This is a genomic window from Paenibacillus hubeiensis (assembly GCF_032334105.1).
In the GTDB taxonomy this organism is placed as follows: Bacteria; Bacillota; Bacilli; order Paenibacillales; family Paenibacillaceae; genus Paenibacillus; species Paenibacillus hubeiensis.
The window spans coordinates 183,772-202,717 of sequence record NZ_JAVYAE020000006.1 but is presented as its reverse complement, the minus strand read 5'-3'; the positions used below and the strand labels follow the sequence as shown (position 1 = coordinate 202,717).

Genomic DNA, 18,946 nt, shown 5'->3' with positions numbered 1-18,946 from the left:
ATAAGGTTCCTTTCTTGGAGAGAAATTGGTTTTAAGTCATAACGTCCAGGCTGTATCACCATGGGAGCAGGCCGCTCTCGTTCGAAAACGTACCCGTCGGGCCGTTCTCATCGAGGAGTGCGAGGCGCACAGGTTGACGTGCGGCCTGCTCGACATTGCCCGTACCCTCGAAGTTGTTGAGGTCCGTGGAAGTGAAGCCCGGGCATACGGCGTTGACCTTGATGCCTGTGGACTCGAGTTCGATGGCAAAAGCGAGCGTGATCGCATTCAGGGCGGTTTTGGACGGGCTGTAAACGGCGCCGAACATCGGACGGTGCGGATTGGTCGGGTCCGCGTTCAACGTCAGCGAGCCTGCGCCGCTTGATACGTTGACGATGCGTCCAGCCGGTGCCTTAAGCAAGAGCGGCAGCATCGCTTGCGTGACGGCGATCACGCCGAACACGTTCGTCTCGAACACTGCCCGCACCTCGTCCAGAGACGCAGCGCTAGGCCGACCTGAATTCCCGATCTCCTCAAGCGTCCGGCCTGGCTTGCCCGCGTGAGAGATGCCGGCATTGTTGACGAGCACGTCAAGACGGCCGAGCTCGCTGCCGATGCGCTCTGCAGCGGCTGCGATGGAGGCCTGACTCGTGACGTCGAGTTGGAGGGCGCGGGCATCCGCTCCGATGCTCTTCGCCGCCGTTTCTCCATTCTCGAGATTGCGAGATCCGACGAGCACGGTAAAGCCGTGCCCCGCGAGATCCTTTGCAATTTGAAGACCGATTCCTTTGTTGGCCCCGGTAACCAGGGCGACCGGTTTATTTTGCATCGTAATCGTCTCCTTTTTTGTGTATCGAAGTGTGTATTTAGTAAATTTCTTAAGGTTGATGTATCAACTTGATGATCAGAATTTGTTATTGTTGATATGTCAACCTGGTATCCACTGTAACATGTTGTGGTTGATGCGTCAACCATGATATGATGTTTTCATGGATAAGAACGAGATGAACAAAGAAGAAATGAGAATATGGCATATGTGGAAGGGTTCCTTCCAGACCATCTTCGGCCGCGTAATCAAAGACATGTCTGAGAATACAGGGCTATCCGAAGGGGACTTTGGAGTCTTGGACCGGTTAGACCTGTTAGGGGAAGGCAGCCTTCGCCAGCAGGATTTAGCCGACTCGATGGGTTGGGATAAGAGCCGATTGTCACATCATCTGACGCGGATGGAGAAACGTGGACTCGTGAAGAGGAAACCGCTGAACACGGATCGTGGCGTTCAAGTCACCATCACTCCGGCAGGGAAATCAGCGCTTGATGATGCACGTCCCGTCGTCTCGAAGGCAATACGCAGACATTTTTTTGATCAATTAACGGAGCAAGACATCGAGTCAATTTCCAGGCTGGCCGAAAAAACAAAGTCTTCGTCTTGCAATGCCCCGTCGCCTTGATCATGATGGACATATGAACAGGCCCTTCCCCCGAAACGGCGGAGGGCTTTTGCTTTCATCAGGAAAACCCCTGAATGACTGATCTCGAATCCAAATAAAAGGAGCTGCCATACGCAGCTCCTTTTATTTGTTTTTTATGTGATGAGGACGCCTTCCTCTACAGGCGGGAAATAAACCACATATGGAGTAGATTGGTTCATTTGCTATTCTTTATTTTGGAAGATTTCGCCCTTGACCTCGCCGATGTTGATTTTTCCGTTACCGGATTGCTTTATGGTTGCATTTTTCATCACGTGATCCATATCCAGGCTGCCGTCTCCGACATGTATCTCGGCTGAACCATCTACGCGATCGATCTGAATATGTCCATTGATATTATGAATGATTACATCTGAACCGATATCTTGAACGGTCAGGTTACCGTCGCGATTGTCGATTTCAAGGGACCCGGATAGGTTCGACACGTGAATATCGCCATTGATATTGTCGAGCTTGGCGCTGGATGATAAATCCGAGAGGTGAATATTTCCGTCGCGATGTGAAGTAATGTCCACTTGGAGTTGTTCCGGAATGTTGATGACCAAATCGACCGCTCCAGACCCCATGGCAAGGAATTGCTCTCCAAACCGAGCATCCAGATAAGCATTTTCTTGCTGCGCTTCCAGTGTAAACTTCAATTTGTCCATACTTATTCCTTTTGCTTTAGCAAGAGCAATCACTTCGATCTTATCCGAATCGGCGCTGCCTGTAATCTGAATTTCCCCATTTCGATGGTCAATGACGAGCTTGGATAAATTGTTTGCGGGTAATTCCAGGGTCTTTTTCTCCGCTTCTTCTTTTGCTTGGCAGGCTGTTATCAGCAGCAATAATGCCGCTAAAATCATCAAGCCTTGGATTGATCTCGTTCTTTTCATATATATCACCCTTTTCTTAATGAGGTTTTTAAACAGGTTTGCTCTTAGGTTACATCCCGCTTTACAAACAAGGGGTATGATATCAAATGCATGAGTGCGAGATGAAGCACGATAAATACAAGGGAGAATCCTAACGTTACCCCATCAACAGAAGGATTTCCGTACAGGAGCGGTGTTAGGTCAGTGTGGGAGAAGACGAAGTATTTCGTCCATGCCCAGCCGTCCATCGCGATCGCGATTACGAATCCAGCCAATGCAACAAGCAGGGAAATCACGATGGAGAAGGTCGTGCTGCGGAAAGCAGCGGAAATCATGAAAGAGAGCGTAGTTGCGATCAGCAAGAATGGAATATGAAGAACATATCCAGCCAACAAAATCTGCAGCGTGGGTACTTCCCTTACGGCTTGGTCTTTGACATAGAAATAGCTGTCCGCTAATCCATCGAAACCGAATATGAAACCCCCTAAGATGGTGGCCAAGAGTATGCCGGCCGCAGATAACAACAGGGCGAACAGAATGGCGGCGATGTACTTGGACAGATAGATCTTGGTGCGGCTGGCGGAACGGGTCAACAGCAGCTTGATCGTGCCGGATACGAATTCGGCGGCAACGATTTCGCCGGCAATAATGACCGAAATTAAAGAAGCCGCAAAAATGATATTCTGCACTTGGCCTACTGCAAAGCTCCAGGCATTAGTACTAGGCGGGATGTTGCGATCTAAATAGTATTGATTCAGCAGGATATGTTTCTCGGCCTGTTTGATTTCAATCTTCAGCGCATCCGGCTTGGCAGCTTCCTGGCTGTATTGCACATTTTCTTGTTCCAGCTGTGCTCGCCAATTGTCACCTGTCATGCCGCTTCCGGCGGTCTTCAAATTCACGATTTGAAGCAGCACGTATAACAAAACGATGGCAATCATCACCCACGTACGCTTTCGTTTATAAATCTTCATGTTTTCATTGCGAATGAGTGGAATCAATGTTGTTCTCCTCCTGTTACCTCCATGAACTTGTCTTCCAGCGTCTTCTTGATCGTGCTCACACCATACACATTAATTCCGGCTTCCATCAGCTTTCGGCTAATCTCAGGGATATGCCCTTTGGCGATACGGATTTGAATGTGGTGTTGATCGGCCGTTATTTCATCGCCTGCCATGATCGCTTGCAGGATCTGTACTGCTAAATCCGGCCGGTCGACCTCGAATCGGACTTGGGTTCGTTCGTCGTCCGCCATATCCGATATTTGATGAACGCCTGCCAGCTTCCCTTTTTGCAAAATCGCGACCCGGTCGCACATCATTTCCATCTCGGACATGAGGTGGCTGGAGATCATAATGCCTACGCCTTCTTTATGCGCGAGATGCTTCAAGTGGCCTCTCAGCTCCCGGATCCCTGCCGGGTCGAGTCCGTTAGTTGGTTCATCAAGGACAAGCAGGGAAGGCTTATGGACGAGAACGATGGCAAGGCCTAACCGCTGCCGCATGCCTAGAGAGTAGGTGGACACTTTATCATTAATGCTGACCTCCAACCCGACAAGAGCGATGACTTCCCGGATTCTTGCCTCTGTCACGCCCGGCGTCATGCGGGAGAAGTGAATCAAATTGTCATAACCTGATAGATATTTGTATAAATCCGGATTTTCCACGATGACGCCAACGTGTTTCATGGCTTGTTCAAAATGTGTATGAGCATCCATACCGTTGATCAGAACCTCACCTCCCGATTTGGACATGAGGCCCACGATCATCCGAATCGTCGTCGTTTTTCCTGCTCCGTTCGGGCCGAGGAGTCCCACGATTTCCCCCTCTTCCATACCCAGCGTTACCCGATCAACAATGACTTTGTTTCCTATCCTTTTTGTGAGTTCGCGAATTTGCAGCAGCGACAATGCAACCAGCTCCTTTTATTGGCAATTGGAATGAGATATAATTTTCCGTATTCTAGGGGATTCATCTCAACCGCCCTCAACGTAACAGAACAGCTGTCATAAAGCCGAGTGACAAGGAGTCATACTCTCGAATGACAAGTAAAATCGGGCCTGTCCCGCTGTTTTGTCGCTCAATTCAAAAAGAGTGAACGGAGTTGTACATATGCGTTTTCTTATCCCAAAACAGTGGTCATGGCAGGATTGGACCATGCTTGCCATTCGCATCTTATGGGTCGTCGCCGTGATCATTTTGATGTATCAAGATCAGCCTGCCTTTCCTTTTTGGATGGTGTTTGTTCCACTTTTGTTATGCAATCTTATCCCCTTTTTCTTTGTGAAAGGCCAGTACCACCAATATCTGATTGCGGAGTGCTTGCTGGCTGGAGGAGTATCCATATTTCTTGCTTACGATCTTGGTTTGATAAGGTTGTTCCCGCCTGCTCTCTTTACGATTGCATTCTATAGCCGGAGGCGAGCTCACTGGTACTCACTGCCTGCAGCCGTAGCGCTGTTTGTTCTGAGCGCGGGGAATTCCGTCATTTCGTCGTTGTCTCACTCTGTCATATGGCAAAGCTTATTCGACGCGATGATCCTCTACGGTGTCAGTTATGCGCTGCAAAAGGGGGCTTTGGCGATCAATGCCATCAGGCAGAAGCTGGCGTTAATCAAAGAACAATATACGATTTTGGAGCACTATTCCTCGCAGATCGAAAGAATGACGCTGCTGGAGGAACGTTACCGCATGGCTCGCGAGCTGCATGATATCATTGGACACACCTTTACTTCCTTGATTTTGGGGATGGAGACATTGAAGTCCCATATTCATTCGGATGAGGGAGAAGCCAAGCTGCAGGGCATGCTCAAGCTGGCGAGAACGGGGCTGGACGATATTCGCCATCAGGTGCATCAGATGGATCCGGTTGAGGAGGCGCTGCCTTTGGATCGATCGCTGCTTCAGATGCTGGACGAATTCAAGGAGAACACCGGGATTCGGGTCGTATTTCGTACGATGGGCGAGCCTTACCCTGTCATGAAGCAAGTCAAGCTTGTTTTGTATCGCTGCCTCCAGGAAGCATTGACCAATGCCAGCCGTCATGGGCAAGCCAGCACGATTCAAGTCCTGCTTCAGTACGATCATCTGCAGGTGATGCTGCAGGTCCAGGATAACGGCAAAGGCGACGATAACCTTCAATATGGATTTGGTCTGACAGGCATGAAGGAGCGACTGGCCCCATTGCAAGGCCAACTCTATATCCATTCGCAAGCGGAGGCGGGCACGATGGTCACCTGCACGATTCCCAATCCATCTCGTGAAGGCGGACAGAAGATCAAAATTCTGTTGGCTGATGACCAACCGTTGATCCGTGAGAGCCTGAGGCTCCTGTTAGGGGAAGAGAAGGATTTTGAAGTCGTGGTTGTTGGCGACGGCAAGCAGGCCGTTGCACAATGCGGGAAAGATCGTCCCGACATTGTTTTGATGGACATCAACATGCCGGAAATGGATGGCATCGCGGCTACCAGGTCCATTAAAGAGACATGGCCGGACATTCGGATCATTATGATCACAACGATTGAAGATATTTCTTTGGCGTCGGAGGCGCTTCGAATCGGGGCGGAAGGCTATATGCTGAAATCCATACACCCTAAGGAGCTGGCAGCAACCATCCGGCTCATATACGGCGGGGGGACGTTTATCTCGCAAGATGTAGCCCATCAATTATTCCAAAACCAGAAGGGGGATAAAGCGCCGAATCCGTACGAGCTGACTGAACGGGAAATCGATGTTCTCCGGTGCCTGACAGAAGGGCTTCGTAACAAGGAGATCGCGCAGAGACTGCATCTATCGGAGGGAACCATTCGGAATTATATCTCATCCATCTACCTGAAACTGCAGGTAGGTGGCCGCGAAGAGGCTGTAGAGAAGGTAAAGGCAGAATTTCTGCTGCTTAACAGGTCCCCCTAAAATTTGGCCGATCGACCCGTTACGGGGAACCGTATCATAAGTTACAGCGAAGAGTTTAATTGTGGAAAGCGCCTAACAATATGATCAACTGGAGTAGTCCAATTCTAACGAAGAAAACAACACGTAGTGTGACATACACGCGTGTTGTTTTCCGTGTTTTACAGATGCGAACCGCCGCTTGCATCGATCAACTGACCGGTTACCCAGCGACTGTCCGGAGAAGTGAGGAAAGCGGCGATATCCGCAACGTCTTCGGGTTCTCCCCACCGGTTGAAAACGGATAGATCTGCCGCATACTTCTGTCCGTCTGGATCGCTCAACGTTCCTTCATTCATCTCGGTGTTGATGATGCCGGGTAAGATGGAGTTGACCGTAATATTTCGGCTCCCCAATTGTTTGGCCAGCAATAGCGTAAAGGTATTGATCGCTCCCTTTGTCATGCTGTAAGTGAAGACACCCGGGGAAGCTGCCCGCGTCACGAGGGAAGAAATGTTAATGATGCGCCCGCCGTCCTTCAACCACGGCAAAGCCTGGGCGTAGCTGGGCTTACCCTGGGTGGTGGCGTTGGACTGCTTTCCCGCAAATATGGACTTACGTGCGATAACTTGAAACAAGTGAAGATGGTCGTAGCTTCGGGGCGGTATGGGGCAAAGACGATTGTGGCAAACCGAAAGAAACATTCCGATCTGTTGTGGGCATCACGAGGCGGAGGGGGAGGGAACTTTGGCGTTGCCACAGAATATACATTTCGGGTTAGACCGATTTCATCGGTTTCTATATACAGCATTACGTGGAAATGGAGTGATCTTGAGAAAGTGTTACCAGCTTGGCAGCGCTGGGCGCCATCGGTTACAAACCGCTTAACCTCAACCATTGAGGTAGCTGCCAAGCAGGTAGGAACCATTGTATCTACCGGGCAATTGCTTGGCGGTACAGAGGAGCTGCGTCGATGGATTAGGCCGCTCTTGCGAGCAGGCACGCCGGTGAAGGTGATGGTGAAGACTGTACCTTTTATTGAAGCAACCAAATTCTTTGCCGAATCTGACCTGAACTTGGAACCGAAATTTAAAATAACCGGGGCCTACGGGTTCCAACCTTTGCCGCCTGAAGGAATACGAATTATACGGGACTTTTTATCCAAAGCACCTAACAGGCATTCTAGCGTGTGGAGTCAAAGCTTGGGTGGTGCAAGAAGCGCGGTGAGTCGAGTATCGCCTACTGCAACAGCTTATCCTCATCGGAAGGCGGAGACAATCTACGAACTGTCAGCCCGCTGGAGAAACGACAAGGAGCAGAAGCGGAATATTCAGTGGGTAAAAAGGTTCCGTAGAGCGTTGCGTCCCTTTGTTAAAGGGGACTATGTGAATTTTCCCGACCTGCAGATTAAGAATTGGCCCAAGGCATATTATGGCGTGAACTTTGGCAGATTGAAGCACGTGAAACGAAAGTACGATCCTCATAATGTGTTTCGTTTTGCTCAGAGTATTCCAGTGGGCAAACAGGTCAGAAAATAACAATATGCACACCAGATCGATTTAAAAAAAGAGCTGTCGGGCGCAGCTCCTCTGGCCATTTCGTCGAGAGACCTGTTACGGTGAAACGTATCGCTAGAGAGCGAGTTACAAAGAGACTTGGTGGTCAGAGCAGTTCGAGGCGCTGTGCGAAGCCAGCAGCGAGTTTCGGGAATTCTGGGAATCCTATGAGGTTCTGGATGCCATCGATGCCCCAAAGGCACTCCAATGTCCGAATCTCGGGACATTGAATTTTGACATGGTTTCGTTTCAATATTTAAACGATTCCAATTTGACTGTTTCCATTCATGTTCCCCATCGAGACGGCACCGTAGAAAAAATGCAGCGCCTGTTATTCGATTATCGGAGCCAGCATTCAGGGGAGCTTGAACTTTCCCAAGAGTTTAGTATGAGGTAATTGGATTAAGCTGAACCATACCACAAGAAGCAGGAAAACAGTGCACCTTCTATTGAGGCGCACTGTTTTTGCTTTTCCTGCTCGAACCATCTTAAGCAGCAGAAAGATATTGAGAGCTAGGTCGAGGATCAGAGGCGGTGTTAGTTTCTGGTTTTAACCGCCAACCCGCTAAATGATATGGGTCCTACGACATCTACTCTTGTATTTGGAGTACGGTTTTCGGCCGTGACTGTGTACGCATGCGTGCCTGCTTCGACATTTCGATCTTCAGCCTGGAAATAGATTTAGGATGATGGTTATCTCCAAAAAGTAATCTTGTCGGAACTTAATCGAACGGACTCATATCCTTCCTCCTTGGCTTTACCTATAGAAATAACCATGACGGGAACATAGCGTTCTCCATCCAAATCAAAGGCTTGTGCGACTTGATCCATTTCAAAGCCTGCCATTGGATTCGTATCATACCCATGTGCGCGCGCTGCTAACATGAGCTGCATAGCAAAGAGGCTGCTATCGATCTTTGCAACTTCAACTTTGATATGTTGGGGGAGAGTTGGATACATCGATAGAATGGTCTCAAGTTGGCTGTCTCTCACTTCAGCTGGCATTTTTCCTTGTTCCACGGCTGTATTGTAAATTTCCTCAACATGTAAATAGCTCTGGGTGTCACCGAAAATGATCACCATGGCAGATGAAGTATCGTTTTGTAAGGTATTGAAACGCATCAGAGGTCGTAGCTTCTCTTTTCCTTCCGGCGTTTCAACCACAACGATCCGCCATGGCTGCATATTTGCAGACGATGGAGCCAAACTAGCTTCCGAGATGATTTCGCTGAGCTCCTCTTTCGATATTTTAATATGTTCATCATAATGACGCACAGAACGTCGTCCCTTGACTATACTTGCGAAATCGTTATTAACAATGTGGTTAAACATCAAATCTCTCCTTTGGATAACGGCCAATTTTTTTGACATTGAGTATGTCGTTCGTTATCATATTCGCATTATGGACTATGAACCTAGGTTTATAGCAAACCAATAAAGAGAGGCCATAGGATGAAAATCAATGATGTTTCCAAATTAACGGGCCTGCCTATATCGACATTGAGATTTTATGAACGGAAAAACCTGATTCCAGACACCTTTGTTAAGAGGGATGCAAATAACTATCGAATCTATTCGGAGAATATTGTTGAGTTTCTAGAGGATGTGAAGGCCCTTTTATCCGTAGGATTTTCTGTAGAAGAGTTACGTTCACTAGTCGATCAACAACTCAATCTATCGTATGAGGTAAAGAAAGAGCTGGTTGAACAGAAAATCAAAGAAATTGAAGAGATTCAGAAGCGGTTGAAAAAGTCGAAAAAATTCCTGCAGGCCACATTGGAAGGAAAAACAAGTTTCCAAACCAAATGCTAAAATGGATGAATAAGAGGAAAAGGAAAATGAATACGAAAACAGGCTAGTTAACGGGGGGCCGATCGATGGGATTGGGGAATACAGAAACGCAGCTGGAGCGCATAAAAGACAAACTGAATCAAGCCATGTGCAAAGACACATCGTTCTCCGTGTTTGGGGCATCCTCACATCGGTACAGAGTGAAGGATAGGCTTACAGCAAAAGAGCTGGCTGAATGGCAAGCCCGTAATCAGGTCAACCTGCCAGAGCCCTTCGCATCGTTTTTGACAGAAGTCGGCAATGGAGGCGCCGGACCCTATTATGGAATCTATTCGATCGAAAAGGCGACTTCCTATACCGAAAGTCAGGCTCTCCTTACAAAATCCGTGCTGTATCCCGGGATGGCTAAGGAGGAATGGAACGATCTGATTGAACCTCTGACCAAGGATGAGGACATCTCGGATGAGGAATACGACGATACCCGTAATAAGGTGCTGGGCGGCATGCTGTGCATAGGTACACAAGGCTGCGAATATGATATGTATCTCGTACTTGAAGGAAAACACCGGGGGAAAGTAGTATACACTTCCGATTTCCATCCCGATCATCCCTTTTTCTTTGTCTATGAGGACAGCTTTCTGGACTGGTATGAGCGCTGGCTGGATGAAATTATTCTGGATTATGATATCGGGTGGTTTGGCAGCCGAATGCCGGGTGACGAGAAGGCGTTGATTAGGATTTATGAAACCGCTCCAAACGAAGAAATCCAGGCTAAGGCGCTTGATGGAATGTTCAAGTTTAAGAAGGTCTCTCAGGAAACCCTTGGTTTTTTGCAAAATATCGCGGCTCAAGGCTCCAAAAATCACGCCACAGCCATTCGGCTCATCTGCAAAACTTCTTTTGGTGCAGGTTCAGAATATCTTTTGAGACTATTGCAATCAGATGAGCATGGGGGTTTTCTGGAAGCTTTAAGGATTCTGCACGCGTACAGTAAAACCGAGGATTTGACGGGGTTTATTCCCGTGATTTTAAAAAAGCTTGACCGGGTTGAGGACCAGGAAACGCTGCGTTATGCAGGGTATATCTTGGAGGCTTGTGAACATGATGTTGGATAGGACGGAACTACTCTTGTCCCGGCCATTTCGGCATGCGGATGTCCTATTCGCACAGGCAAGTAGTCCACCCAGCGCGTAAACTGAATTAGATTTCAGTGGAGCGAGGTGAGATTTCATGGCTAAAACCAACTCAATACGCGTAAAGGCTAAGCGGTACAAAAATCGGCCTGTCTGCGTCACTCTTCACAGTGGCGAGACATACGTCGGTTATATCACTGACGTTAATAACGGAGGCGTAGTGCTTACCGGTGGGGGAACGCTACCGCACAAGGCGACAGGGGAGGGTTCACGTTCTTCCAAGCGCAAGACCGGTTCACGCAGCAAGGGCGCTCGTTCGCAGAACCGGGGACGGGTGAACGGCATACGCAAGATGCCAACCCATTCGCGCAAGGCACAGCGCGCGCAGGTTTCGTCTTTTATGCCCATGATCGGTTCGCTGTTCGGCGGTTTCGGAGGACTTGGCGGTGCGGCTTCGGCTGGAGGCTTACTTGGCAACGGCATGCGGCTGTTTGGCATGATTCAACGATTCGTCCCGGTCGTAAAGATGGGGTATGGCATGATCAAGTCCATCCGGCCGTTTATGGGTGCCGTCCAAAGCCTGATGGCTCCGCCTAGTCAGGACGAAGAGCAAGAGGGATAGTCCGATACTCAGCCCCTTTGGAGACGGAAGGGGCTTTTCCGTTTTGAGGCTATATTTAAACAGGAGGTGCCCCATGAGTTCCATTATGAACGTCATTGAAAAGATGAAATTGAACGTGTTAAGCATCGACGGCGTTCCGGATTCGTTTAGTTCAGAAGTGTACAAACTTACGCTTGCTGGCGGTGAACATGTTTATGTCAAAATTCCGTTTAACCGAAATAAACTGTTTCGTGAATTTCAGATGCTTGAGACGTTGAAGAACGTGCTGCCTGTTCCAGAAGTGTTGGACTTTTGGTCCGGGGATGAACATATGACTGGAGCATTGCTGCTTTCGGCGATTCAAGGGATGCCCTGTACAGAAAACATTGACGAGAAACTTTCCTTTCAGATCGGGATGCATCATGCCATGCTCCATGAAGTCAGCATGCCAGGGTACGGCTGCCATGTGACCGATGGATTTAAAGTTTTTGATCCAAATGATTGGCGGCTGCATATCCAAAGCAATTTTGAAAAGTGGAAAGAGCCATGCCAAGAAATGCTTGACCCCGAATTATACGAAAGAAGTGTTCTGCACTTTGATCGCGTTTTCTCAGCTTTGCCCGATCCTGATGGACCATGCATTGTTCATATGGATTTCAGACCCGCCAATATATTGGTGAACGGTAGCGACGTTGCTGGCATGATCGACTTCGAGAGCGCTCGCGGCGGATCCTCGGAAATCGATTTTACGAAGGTTAATCGGTACATTTGGGAGGTCAATCCGGGAACAAAAGCGTCGTACATCGAAGGTTATCAAACGATTCGACCGATGTTGGATCTGGAAACGGTGCTGCCCTTTTATGATTTTTACGATGCTTTCAGTGCAGTGGTTTGGTGTAAGAACAGAGGGATCGAAAAAAATCGAACGTTTCTGGAGGAAAATATTTTAACTTTGCGCAAAGCAGTGGATGGCTTTCAGAAGAAACGACATTTACTACATGGAGATATATAACCATTTTACATATACAAACCTACCTCCATATTCCTTCAAGCAGTATACGTACAACAAGGAGGTGATAAAATTATCCGCTTCTCAAACAAAGAGCCATCCTCTAAAGGATGGCCCTACGTTTTGGCTCTACATCATGTACGGAAACATCATTTATCCATGAAAATGTTCCACCAAAATCTCGCGTAAAGCGTGTTTGTATTCCTCCATGTCATAGGACGAGTTGTCGACTTTTCTCTTGGCTATATGTAAGCCGGCGAATATGTCATGTTCCAGTTCACGCCGTGCTTCAAGAACCTTTAACGTGCCTTCCAGGCCTGTGAGGTTGTAATGTTTGCCGTACCCTTGGTTCGTGTAATAATCGATAAACCCCTCGGACCATTCCCGCGGCCGTTCTTGTATGGCCTTCTTGAAAGAACAACCCAAATCCTGCTGTTCCACGTAAATCAATAATGGATTCAAACGTTCCACGATGTGCGCCAGTTGCGTAACATAGCCCATTACGTCTTCTTTCTTTGCATGATGCTTAATCATCCCGATCGTTACAGGGTTTTGGATGAAACAGCAATCAAACACAAAGGGATCGGGGCCGGCCCACGCGCTCTCGGCAAACCTTTTCCACCGATCCGTGATCAGCTTTCTGTTCTGTTCAAATGGCAGCTCGTAGATATCGTGTTTGAAAATGGATTTCATCCATTCATCGGGCAAGCTCTCACCGAATTTATTTTGCATTTTTCGATATTCCAAAAAGTAATGATGACCCTCTCGAATAGCGTGATCGCTCAATAGATCTTGAAATGGTCCATATGAACGCAGCAATTCAATGAATTCATGCTCTATAAAAAAGGCAACGCCATCATAATCGGCAGGATGATCCAAATTGCCTTCCAGAAACAATCGGGATGCAACGTTCATTTCCGCTAAAATTTCATGGACGAGCCCAGCCGTTGTCGTTTTGCCGAAACCAGGCAGCCCTTCGATGAGCACTAATTTCGATTGCATAATCAAGTTCCTCCTTCGTGGTGGGAGGATAAGCAGGCAAGAATCATAGAGACGCGGTTTCCCAAAAAATAAAAAGCAGATACCGTCAGTATCCGCAGAATGGGTGTATGATGCACCTTTCCTGCATACCCTGCAAGATGAATTCCAAGCATGCCAAATCAACGAGTGTATTCACCCATAATTCGTGGCATCCTTTTGAATTCGTAATCTCTACAGCGTAGTCCACATGGTAAGGTATATGCTCCTTTATTTGCATCTCTATGGTTCAGATTACCATTAAAGCGCAGTAAAAACAATCAAAGCGCTGCTCATACGATGCTTTTCGCCATCAGAAGGGCATATCATTCTAAAAAACGACCGATGGCAACCCATGCAGCCAGGACGAAAAAGACGACGTTCACGCCGATCTCCCGATATTCCTTGCGTGTAATGTGCAGCAGAGCGCCCAAAAGAACGATGATTGCCAGCGCAGTCGCGGCGATTGGCGTCAGAACAGGCCAAATATTCGTGGCCTGAGGCAGGATAACGCCTAGCACTCCTAATAACTCGGCCAATCCGATCATGATGACGAGACCTTTGGGGAGGTCTTTGACCCACCCCCACGATGCTTTGGCTTTTTCATGCTGAAACGCCTTCAACCACCCGGAGTAAACAAAGCCGAATGCCACAGCCCCTTGAATTATCCATAATACAACATTCATGAACATAGACCTCCTGATCACTTTATTCGTTACACAAGGTATAATAGAGCCTAACGACAAGACTCAGGAAGTAGGCACTTTATCTAAACCTGGTTAACAAAAAGTGACCTTATGAAACATAAGGGGTGAAGCGTTCCATGGAAGAATATTGTAAATTCGAATCGGCATTGAACATTTTGGTGGGAAAGTGGAAACCGGTCATTTTGCTGCAGCTTATTTCGAAAGGCACCATGCGGTTTAGCGAACTGCAAAAGGCGATACCGGATATCAACAAAAAAATGCTCACTCAGCAATTAAGAGAGCTGGAATACAACGATATCGTGCATCGCGAGGTGTACAATCAGATTCCTCCGAAGGTGGAGTATTCCATTTCCGAGTACGGCAGAGGTTTAAGCTCCGTGTTGCAGGCATTAAATGATTGGGGCGCCACTCATCTTGAACATATGAGCAAGTTATATAAAAACGATCCTTTAGAAAAGAAATCGGAATGAAGCCGCTTATCGGCGCACCCGAAAAAGGCATGAATGAGAGATTAATCCCCCCATCATGCCTTTCTGTTGTGTTACATGTTTTCTTAGTTCGAAATCAGTTCAACAGACTGCGAATCCATGATCGGATTCCAGTATTGATCGATCGCAATCGTTAAAGGTTGCGGATAATCCAAAGCCTCTTTTCCAAAATTTACGGCATAGTAGTCTTCAATGGAACTATCGGCTGTAGTGGACACGGAATGCCCGCCTTGCTTGATGGTTTCCGGTGATAGCATATCGTGCTTGTTACCTTCCGCATCCGTGAAGTTATGCTCAAGCGACATGCCGAAGCTTTGGGCAGCCATCGCTTTTTCACGTTTAAAATACAGCAAAATCTCTCCATCTGCCGCCGGTTCTTCGGGTTCGATGATTTGAACGTATTGGTCCGGCGCCGCAACGATCCGTTTTTGACCCAGGTCGATGGCGATGTGCATCTCTTCTTTAGGCAGCGCGGCAATGCCGGATACCTTCAATGAAACGCCGTCCATGTGATCGAATGAGTTGCTTCTGAATACAAGCGTGACCTTGGAGTCGTCCGAAAACATGGTGTCCGGGTAATATACCTTCTCCCGTTCCTCCCCCTTTTCGCCGACCAGGACAGGGTTCAGCAGCTTGAAAATTTGATGGTCATTGCTTGCGTCATATTCGAGATCGACATACGTATTCAGTGGAGTGAATTGAACCTGGCTCACGTTTATTTTTTGCCCATCCACGACCAGTGTGCTCCTTGGGTGATAAATTCGATCCTTTTCCTCAAGCAGGTCAGGTTCAAGCGGGATCGTGAACTTCAAACGGCTCCGGTATTCGCTGCTTACGGCATCCCAAATTTTCAAGCCGATCGTGGCACCTTCCTTGTAGGAAGCAGCAGGTTCCAGGTTGGCCGTGTACACGTAGTAACCCGTTTCGCCGGGAAGGAGCTCGCTGCTGCTCGTGGCGTGCATGGATTGTGCTTTAAAGGAGGAGGCTTCGACGCCGCCGAAGGCCAGCGAATCGATCAGGGGATAGGCTGTATGATCGGTATTGTTTTGCGCGCTGTACATGATGTACGATTTACGTCCATCCGTAAACGCACCCGCAACATCGATGCGGAATCCGTCTTTCTCCACACTTTGGTTGATCGGCTTTACAAGCCCCTGATCCAGCGCGGCTGCAATGCCTTGATCCTGTTTGGCCATCGGCCGGAACAGCTCGACATCGATCGGCTGCTGCGTAGTTGTGGTTTGGACCACTTCATACGTTTTTTCACTCGAGGGAGCCCCCAGCGGTGAAGTCGTGAAGAACAAGGCTGCCGCAGCGGCTGCAATGACCCCGGCTCCGTATGCAACCCTGCGTCGTTTCATTTCGCGTCTCTTGCCTTCCGCTATTCCTTTGCGGATCGCCGTCGATAGTTTGATCTCCGCAATCTGTGCCTTTCTATGTACGTCCCTGGAATCTTGCGCCAGCATGCGCTGTTCTTTTTCCGACATATGGACACGCCTCCTGTCTCTACAGATATTTTCGAAGCTGCTTCAGCCCTTCCCGGAGCCAGCTTTTGATCGTGCCTTCGGGCCTTTGGAGCACTTTGGCGATCTGTGCGGTCGTCATGTCCTGGTAGTACTTCAGCATCACGACGTGACGGTGCTTAGGCTTTAATTTCACGAAGGCCCGCTCCAAATCGATCTGGTCGTTATGCTTCATTTCCTGGGTGGCCTCCTCATGTATCGTATCCGTCGGGGAAACCCGCTTTTGGCGTCGAAGCTCGTCCATACAGCAATTCGTCGTGATTCGGATCAGCCATGGCGTAAACGACTGTTCGTTTTTGAGCTTCTTTCGTTTCATCCATGCCCGGCAGGCCACTTCCTGTACGATCTCCAGCGCATCCGCTTCGTTCCGCATGTAGCTGTAGGCGACGGAATACAACTTGTGCTGTTCTCGGGTTAAGCGTTCGAAAAAAACATCTTCATCCATGATCGAAAATGGCGTATCTTCTACGTATTGATTTCCCGTGTTTTCCAACCCTCACCGCCCCCTTCTGTCTTTTTTGTTCCGGTATGCGGCAGAAACCCGTTGAAATTTTGTTCATATGCAAGACGTGTCAGCACGGGAAAACGATGAACTTTTCAAAAAATGTATTTCTCTGGACGACCCACCTCACGGTGAATGGGTTGCTGTGGCTGGACGGGCCAACAGAGGCTTATCTGCCGATGGAAGTATATGTTTGCATGAAAATCGCTCACCTTTATGTAAAATTGGTCCAATTAAATGGCGGGTAAAATGACGGTTTGGAGTGGACAAAGCGTAGGGGAAGGGACCTAATTCCACTCGTGACTGCTATTCAGCACTGTGCTAGATAGGATTCCAAACCATTTATTTCAATTACTAATCAATTCGATCAAAACAATATATGCCTATAAACTCCTTATGTGTGGTATGTTCGAGCAATACCGAGTTTCCTGATCCGGTTATTCAATCCCATACGTGGAGGGCCGTACTATGCTTCTGTCGGAACGCCTGCCATTGGCAGCCAGTCTATACCCTGAGGAACCAGCGCTTTTAAGGCACGGTAAAGTTATGAATTATAGGGAAGTTCACCAAAATGCAGAACAAGTAGGCCAAGTCCTCTATGCAGAGGGGGTGCGGCCTGGTGATCGCATCGCTTTGTTGGGCACCCCTGATCCTCAATTGGTCATTGCCTTATATGCCGCTGTAGGGATTGGTGCCGTCCCATTGGTACCATCCCCTTTACTGACGGCTCCAGAGCTTGCGGCCATTCTGAAGGACGCCGAACCAAAGATCGTCATTCACGATCGCCGCTATGCCGATGCTGCGAAATCGGCGGCAGCGTTGCTGGCGAATCCGCCCCGCTTCATTACCGCGGAGGAGGGAGCAGTCGCTGTTTTCGCGGACTCCCTTAACGAAAGCAGCATCGAAACGTCGTCCGTTAGCACTTGCGGACGAAGTGAGGACGACGTGGCCGTATTGGTCTATACGGGGGGAACGACGGGCAGACCGAAAGGGGTCATGCATTCGCATCGCGGCATCGCTGCCTGGAACCAGGTCACGCCTTCTGCCGGTTTCGGATATGACATTGGCCGTCGCGTGCTGGTACTCAACATTTCGCATTTGGTGGGCCAGTTTCAGATATGGGCCACTATGGCTGCAGGAGGATGTCTTATCTTTTTGGATGAATATCCGGCAAATGTACACCGCATCCTGGAAGCGGTGGAACGCGACCAGATTACACATCTAAGCACGGTGGGACAACTGCTCCGTGACCTCAATCGTGAGGTCTCCGCGACCGATCGAGATAGGCGAAGCCTGAAGGTGATCGGCTGCGGGGGATCTATAATCGCACCGGAAACGCTGCGGGATTCGGTTGCGAAGTTTCCTGGCGCCTTGATGGTCAACAACTACTCGCAGGCCGAATGCGGCATGTCGATCAGCAGGCTGTTTCCCGCTCAACATCTGCATGATCCGATCCGGCTTCAATCGGTAGGACGTCCTGCAGATTTGGGACTTCAAGGCGAGCAGGCTTTCGAAGTACGCATCGTGAACGAGCATGGGCGGGAGGCGCAAGTGAATGAACCCGGCGAAATCGTCGTTCGAGGCGCGCAGACGATGATCGGATATTGGCGTCAGCCGGAGGCCACCCGTGAAGCGATGATCGACGGCTGGCTCCGTACCGGCGATCTTGGCTATGTGGATGAGGGAGGGTATCTCTATGTGTTGGATCGGCTGAAGGATATGGTGATCGTTGGCGGCTCCAATGTATACAGCGCCGAAGTGGAGCAGGCGATTTTAGCTCACCCCCAAGTGGCTGATGTGGCAGTGGTGGGAATCCCGCTTCCTCTGGAGGGAGAGGCTCTCGTCGCTTGCGTAGTATTGCAGAAAAAGAGGGACAGCTTGAGTCTGGAACAATTGCATGCGTTCTGCGAAAAAAGCCTTGCTCGCCACAAGTGGCCGGCACATCTGATCATTCTGGATACGTTGCCTCGAACGATCGTTGACAAGGTAGACAAAAAACGGCTTCGCGAGCTGATTTCCCGGTCGATATCCACGCCCGAAATAGAACCAACTTCATTTTCCTCGAAGGTGGACCTGCATTGAAACATAGTTTGAAGCGGGGGTGCAAACCAATACGCTATGCGTTTGCCAACTCCCGCTTTATTTTTTGCCAGCATCGTTTCGGCAAATTCCACAAGTTTGGATGGACCGGCCTCCCGATTCACGTTTTCCCCGAATATTTGCTCAAATAACACTGAACCCCATGCCTTTTGCACGTAACAACCTCCTGACAACTCGTAATAATAAAGAGGTTCATGGCAACTCCCTGTATTTCCTGCCCAGCTGTGGAAAAATTAAAATTACATAATAATAAAAAGCTTGTTATATTGTACACAACCAAAGATGAAACTGGGCTATATGGATGATCTT

17 protein-coding genes and 4 pseudogenes are annotated in these 18,946 nt (G+C 48.7%); 10 read left to right on the top strand and 11 right to left on the bottom strand.

The window, feature by feature from the left end:
* Positions 1 to 55: 55 nt before the first annotated feature.
* Complete coding sequence (locus RSX24_RS17795; RefSeq protein ID WP_236413563.1) at positions 56 to 808, bottom strand: SDR family oxidoreductase; 753 nt, start codon at positions 806 to 808, stop codon at positions 56 to 58.
* 175 nt (positions 809 to 983) lie between these two features.
* Between RSX24_RS17795 and RSX24_RS17790 the strand changes: the two genes are divergently transcribed.
* Entirely contained in the window at positions 984 to 1,430 is a 447-nt protein-coding gene (locus tag RSX24_RS17790; protein ID WP_236413562.1) for a MarR family winged helix-turn-helix transcriptional regulator, read from the top strand.
* Positions 1,431 to 1,633: 203 nt separating this feature from the next.
* On the opposite strand, the gene RSX24_RS17785 is transcribed toward RSX24_RS17790, so the two are convergent.
* The 3 genes from RSX24_RS17785 to RSX24_RS17775 are packed head-to-tail and all read right to left on the bottom strand — an operon-like array spanning position 1,634 to position 4,232.
* Positions 1,634 to 2,344 carry a DUF4097 family beta strand repeat-containing protein gene (locus tag RSX24_RS17785; RefSeq protein WP_236413561.1) on the bottom strand — a complete coding sequence of 237 codons (711 nt, stop codon included), beginning with the start codon at positions 2,342 to 2,344 and terminating at the stop codon, positions 1,634 to 1,636.
* Positions 2,345 to 2,388: 44 nt separating this feature from the next.
* On the bottom strand, positions 2,389 to 3,324 hold the full coding sequence (locus RSX24_RS17780; protein WP_343261354.1) for an ABC transporter permease: 936 nt from the start codon (positions 3,322 to 3,324) through the stop codon (positions 2,389 to 2,391).
* The gene (locus RSX24_RS17775; protein ID WP_339275347.1) at positions 3,321 to 4,232 is read right to left on the bottom strand and encodes an ABC transporter ATP-binding protein; all 912 of its coding nucleotides are present in this window, start codon (positions 4,230 to 4,232) and stop codon (positions 3,321 to 3,323) included. The genes RSX24_RS17780 and RSX24_RS17775 overlap by 4 nt, the downstream gene beginning before the upstream one ends.
* A 202-nt stretch (positions 4,233 to 4,434) precedes the next feature.
* Here RSX24_RS17775 and RSX24_RS17770 point away from each other — a divergent pair, with 202 nt between their 5' ends.
* Positions 4,435 to 6,234, top strand: coding sequence for a response regulator (locus RSX24_RS17770; protein ID WP_343261353.1), 1,800 nt, complete (start codon positions 4,435 to 4,437; stop codon positions 6,232 to 6,234).
* 158 nt (positions 6,235 to 6,392) lie between these two features.
* On the opposite strand, the pseudogene RSX24_RS17765 reads toward RSX24_RS17770, so the two are convergent.
* Positions 6,393 to 6,767 (bottom strand): annotated as a pseudogene (locus RSX24_RS17765) (SDR family oxidoreductase); the annotation flags it as partial.
* Here RSX24_RS17765 and RSX24_RS17760 point away from each other — a divergent pair.
* Positions 6,765 to 7,748, top strand: a pseudogene (locus RSX24_RS17760) (FAD-binding oxidoreductase); the annotation flags it as partial. The pseudogenes RSX24_RS17765 and RSX24_RS17760 overlap by 3 nt on opposite strands.
* Before the next feature lie 121 nt (positions 7,749 to 7,869).
* A pseudogene (locus RSX24_RS17755) lies at positions 7,870 to 8,163 on the top strand (MmyB family transcriptional regulator); the annotation flags it as partial.
* A 140-nt stretch (positions 8,164 to 8,303) separates the two neighbouring features.
* On the opposite strand, the pseudogene RSX24_RS17750 reads toward RSX24_RS17755, so the two are convergent.
* Positions 8,304 to 8,447, bottom strand: a pseudogene (locus RSX24_RS17750) (exosporium protein C); the annotation flags it as partial.
* Positions 8,448 to 8,459: 12 nt separating this feature from the next.
* On the bottom strand, positions 8,460 to 9,098 hold the full coding sequence (locus RSX24_RS17745) for a nitroreductase family protein (protein WP_236413553.1): 639 nt from the start codon (positions 9,096 to 9,098) through the stop codon (positions 8,460 to 8,462).
* Positions 9,099 to 9,218: 120 nt separating this feature from the next.
* Between RSX24_RS17745 and RSX24_RS17740 the strand changes: the two genes are divergently transcribed.
* The 4 genes from RSX24_RS17740 to RSX24_RS17725 all read left to right on the top strand — a co-directional run bounded on the left by RSX24_RS17740 (position 9,219) and on the right by RSX24_RS17725 (position 12,303).
* Positions 9,219 to 9,578: a MerR family transcriptional regulator gene (locus tag RSX24_RS17740; protein WP_343261352.1), complete on the top strand. Its 360-nt coding sequence runs from the start codon at positions 9,219 to 9,221 to the stop codon at positions 9,576 to 9,578.
* Between the two features lie 65 nt (positions 9,579 to 9,643).
* Entirely contained in the window at positions 9,644 to 10,672 is a 1,029-nt protein-coding gene (locus RSX24_RS17735) for an SMI1/KNR4 family protein (RefSeq protein ID WP_438286853.1), read from the top strand.
* 115 nt (positions 10,673 to 10,787) lie between these two features.
* Positions 10,788 to 11,312 (top strand): hypothetical protein, encoded by a 525-nt coding sequence (locus tag RSX24_RS17730; protein WP_343261351.1) that lies wholly within the window; start codon positions 10,788 to 10,790, stop codon positions 11,310 to 11,312.
* 73 nt (positions 11,313 to 11,385) lie between these two features.
* Positions 11,386 to 12,303 (top strand): phosphotransferase family protein, encoded by a 918-nt coding sequence (locus tag RSX24_RS17725; protein ID WP_343261350.1) that lies wholly within the window; start codon positions 11,386 to 11,388, stop codon positions 12,301 to 12,303.
* Positions 12,304 to 12,453: 150 nt separating this feature from the next.
* On the opposite strand, the gene RSX24_RS17720 is transcribed toward RSX24_RS17725, so the two are convergent.
* On the bottom strand, positions 12,454 to 13,302 hold the full coding sequence (locus tag RSX24_RS17720) for a P-loop NTPase family protein (RefSeq protein WP_343261349.1): 849 nt from the start codon (positions 13,300 to 13,302) through the stop codon (positions 12,454 to 12,456).
* Positions 13,303 to 13,643: 341 nt separating this feature from the next.
* Positions 13,644 to 14,003, bottom strand: coding sequence for a DoxX family protein (locus RSX24_RS17715; protein ID WP_343261348.1), 360 nt, complete (start codon positions 14,001 to 14,003; stop codon positions 13,644 to 13,646).
* Between the two features lie 137 nt (positions 14,004 to 14,140).
* On the opposite strand from RSX24_RS17715, the gene RSX24_RS17710 reads away from it, so the two are divergent.
* Entirely contained in the window at positions 14,141 to 14,494 is a 354-nt protein-coding gene (locus tag RSX24_RS17710) for a winged helix-turn-helix transcriptional regulator (protein ID WP_339275323.1), read from the top strand.
* Positions 14,495 to 14,577: 83 nt separating this feature from the next.
* On the opposite strand, the gene RSX24_RS17705 is transcribed toward RSX24_RS17710, so the two are convergent.
* Complete coding sequence (locus RSX24_RS17705) at positions 14,578 to 15,999, bottom strand: hypothetical protein (protein ID WP_343261347.1); 1,422 nt, start codon at positions 15,997 to 15,999, stop codon at positions 14,578 to 14,580.
* Positions 16,000 to 16,018: 19 nt separating this feature from the next.
* A complete protein-coding gene (locus tag RSX24_RS17700) occupies positions 16,019 to 16,528 on the bottom strand; it encodes a sigma-70 family RNA polymerase sigma factor (protein ID WP_343261346.1) in 510 nt (169 codons plus the stop codon).
* Between the two features lie 477 nt (positions 16,529 to 17,005).
* On the opposite strand from RSX24_RS17700, the gene RSX24_RS17695 reads away from it, so the two are divergent.
* A complete protein-coding gene (locus RSX24_RS17695) occupies positions 17,006 to 18,619 on the top strand; it encodes a class I adenylate-forming enzyme family protein (RefSeq protein ID WP_343261345.1) in 1,614 nt (537 codons plus the stop codon).
* Positions 18,620 to 18,946: the final 327 nt, after the last annotated feature.

Coding starts and splice junctions, on each gene's coding strand:
- RSX24_RS17795 (WP_236413563.1), bottom strand. CDS start 808: ATGCAAAATAAACCGGTCGCCCTGGTTACCGGGGCCAACAAAGGAATC.
- RSX24_RS17790 (WP_236413562.1), top strand. CDS start 984: ATGAACAAAGAAGAAATGAGAATATGGCATATGTGGAAGGGTTCCTTC.
- RSX24_RS17785 (WP_236413561.1), bottom strand. CDS start 2,344: ATGAAAAGAACGAGATCAATCCAAGGCTTGATGATTTTAGCGGCATTA.
- RSX24_RS17770 (WP_343261353.1), top strand. CDS start 4,435: ATGCGTTTTCTTATCCCAAAACAGTGGTCATGGCAGGATTGGACCATG.
- RSX24_RS17745 (WP_236413553.1), bottom strand. CDS start 9,098: ATGTTTAACCACATTGTTAATAACGATTTCGCAAGTATAGTCAAGGGA.
- RSX24_RS17740 (WP_343261352.1), top strand. CDS start 9,219: ATGAAAATCAATGATGTTTCCAAATTAACGGGCCTGCCTATATCGACA.
- RSX24_RS17735 (WP_438286853.1), top strand. CDS start 9,644: ATGGGATTGGGGAATACAGAAACGCAGCTGGAGCGCATAAAAGACAAA.
- RSX24_RS17730 (WP_343261351.1), top strand. CDS start 10,788: ATGGCTAAAACCAACTCAATACGCGTAAAGGCTAAGCGGTACAAAAAT.
- RSX24_RS17725 (WP_343261350.1), top strand. CDS start 11,386: ATGAGTTCCATTATGAACGTCATTGAAAAGATGAAATTGAACGTGTTA.
- RSX24_RS17720 (WP_343261349.1), bottom strand. CDS start 13,302: ATGCAATCGAAATTAGTGCTCATCGAAGGGCTGCCTGGTTTCGGCAAA.
- RSX24_RS17715 (WP_343261348.1), bottom strand. CDS start 14,003: ATGAATGTTGTATTATGGATAATTCAAGGGGCTGTGGCATTCGGCTTT.
- RSX24_RS17710 (WP_339275323.1), top strand. CDS start 14,141: ATGGAAGAATATTGTAAATTCGAATCGGCATTGAACATTTTGGTGGGA.
- RSX24_RS17705 (WP_343261347.1), bottom strand. CDS start 15,999: ATGTCGGAAAAAGAACAGCGCATGCTGGCGCAAGATTCCAGGGACGTA.
- RSX24_RS17695 (WP_343261345.1), top strand. CDS start 17,006: ATGCTTCTGTCGGAACGCCTGCCATTGGCAGCCAGTCTATACCCTGAG.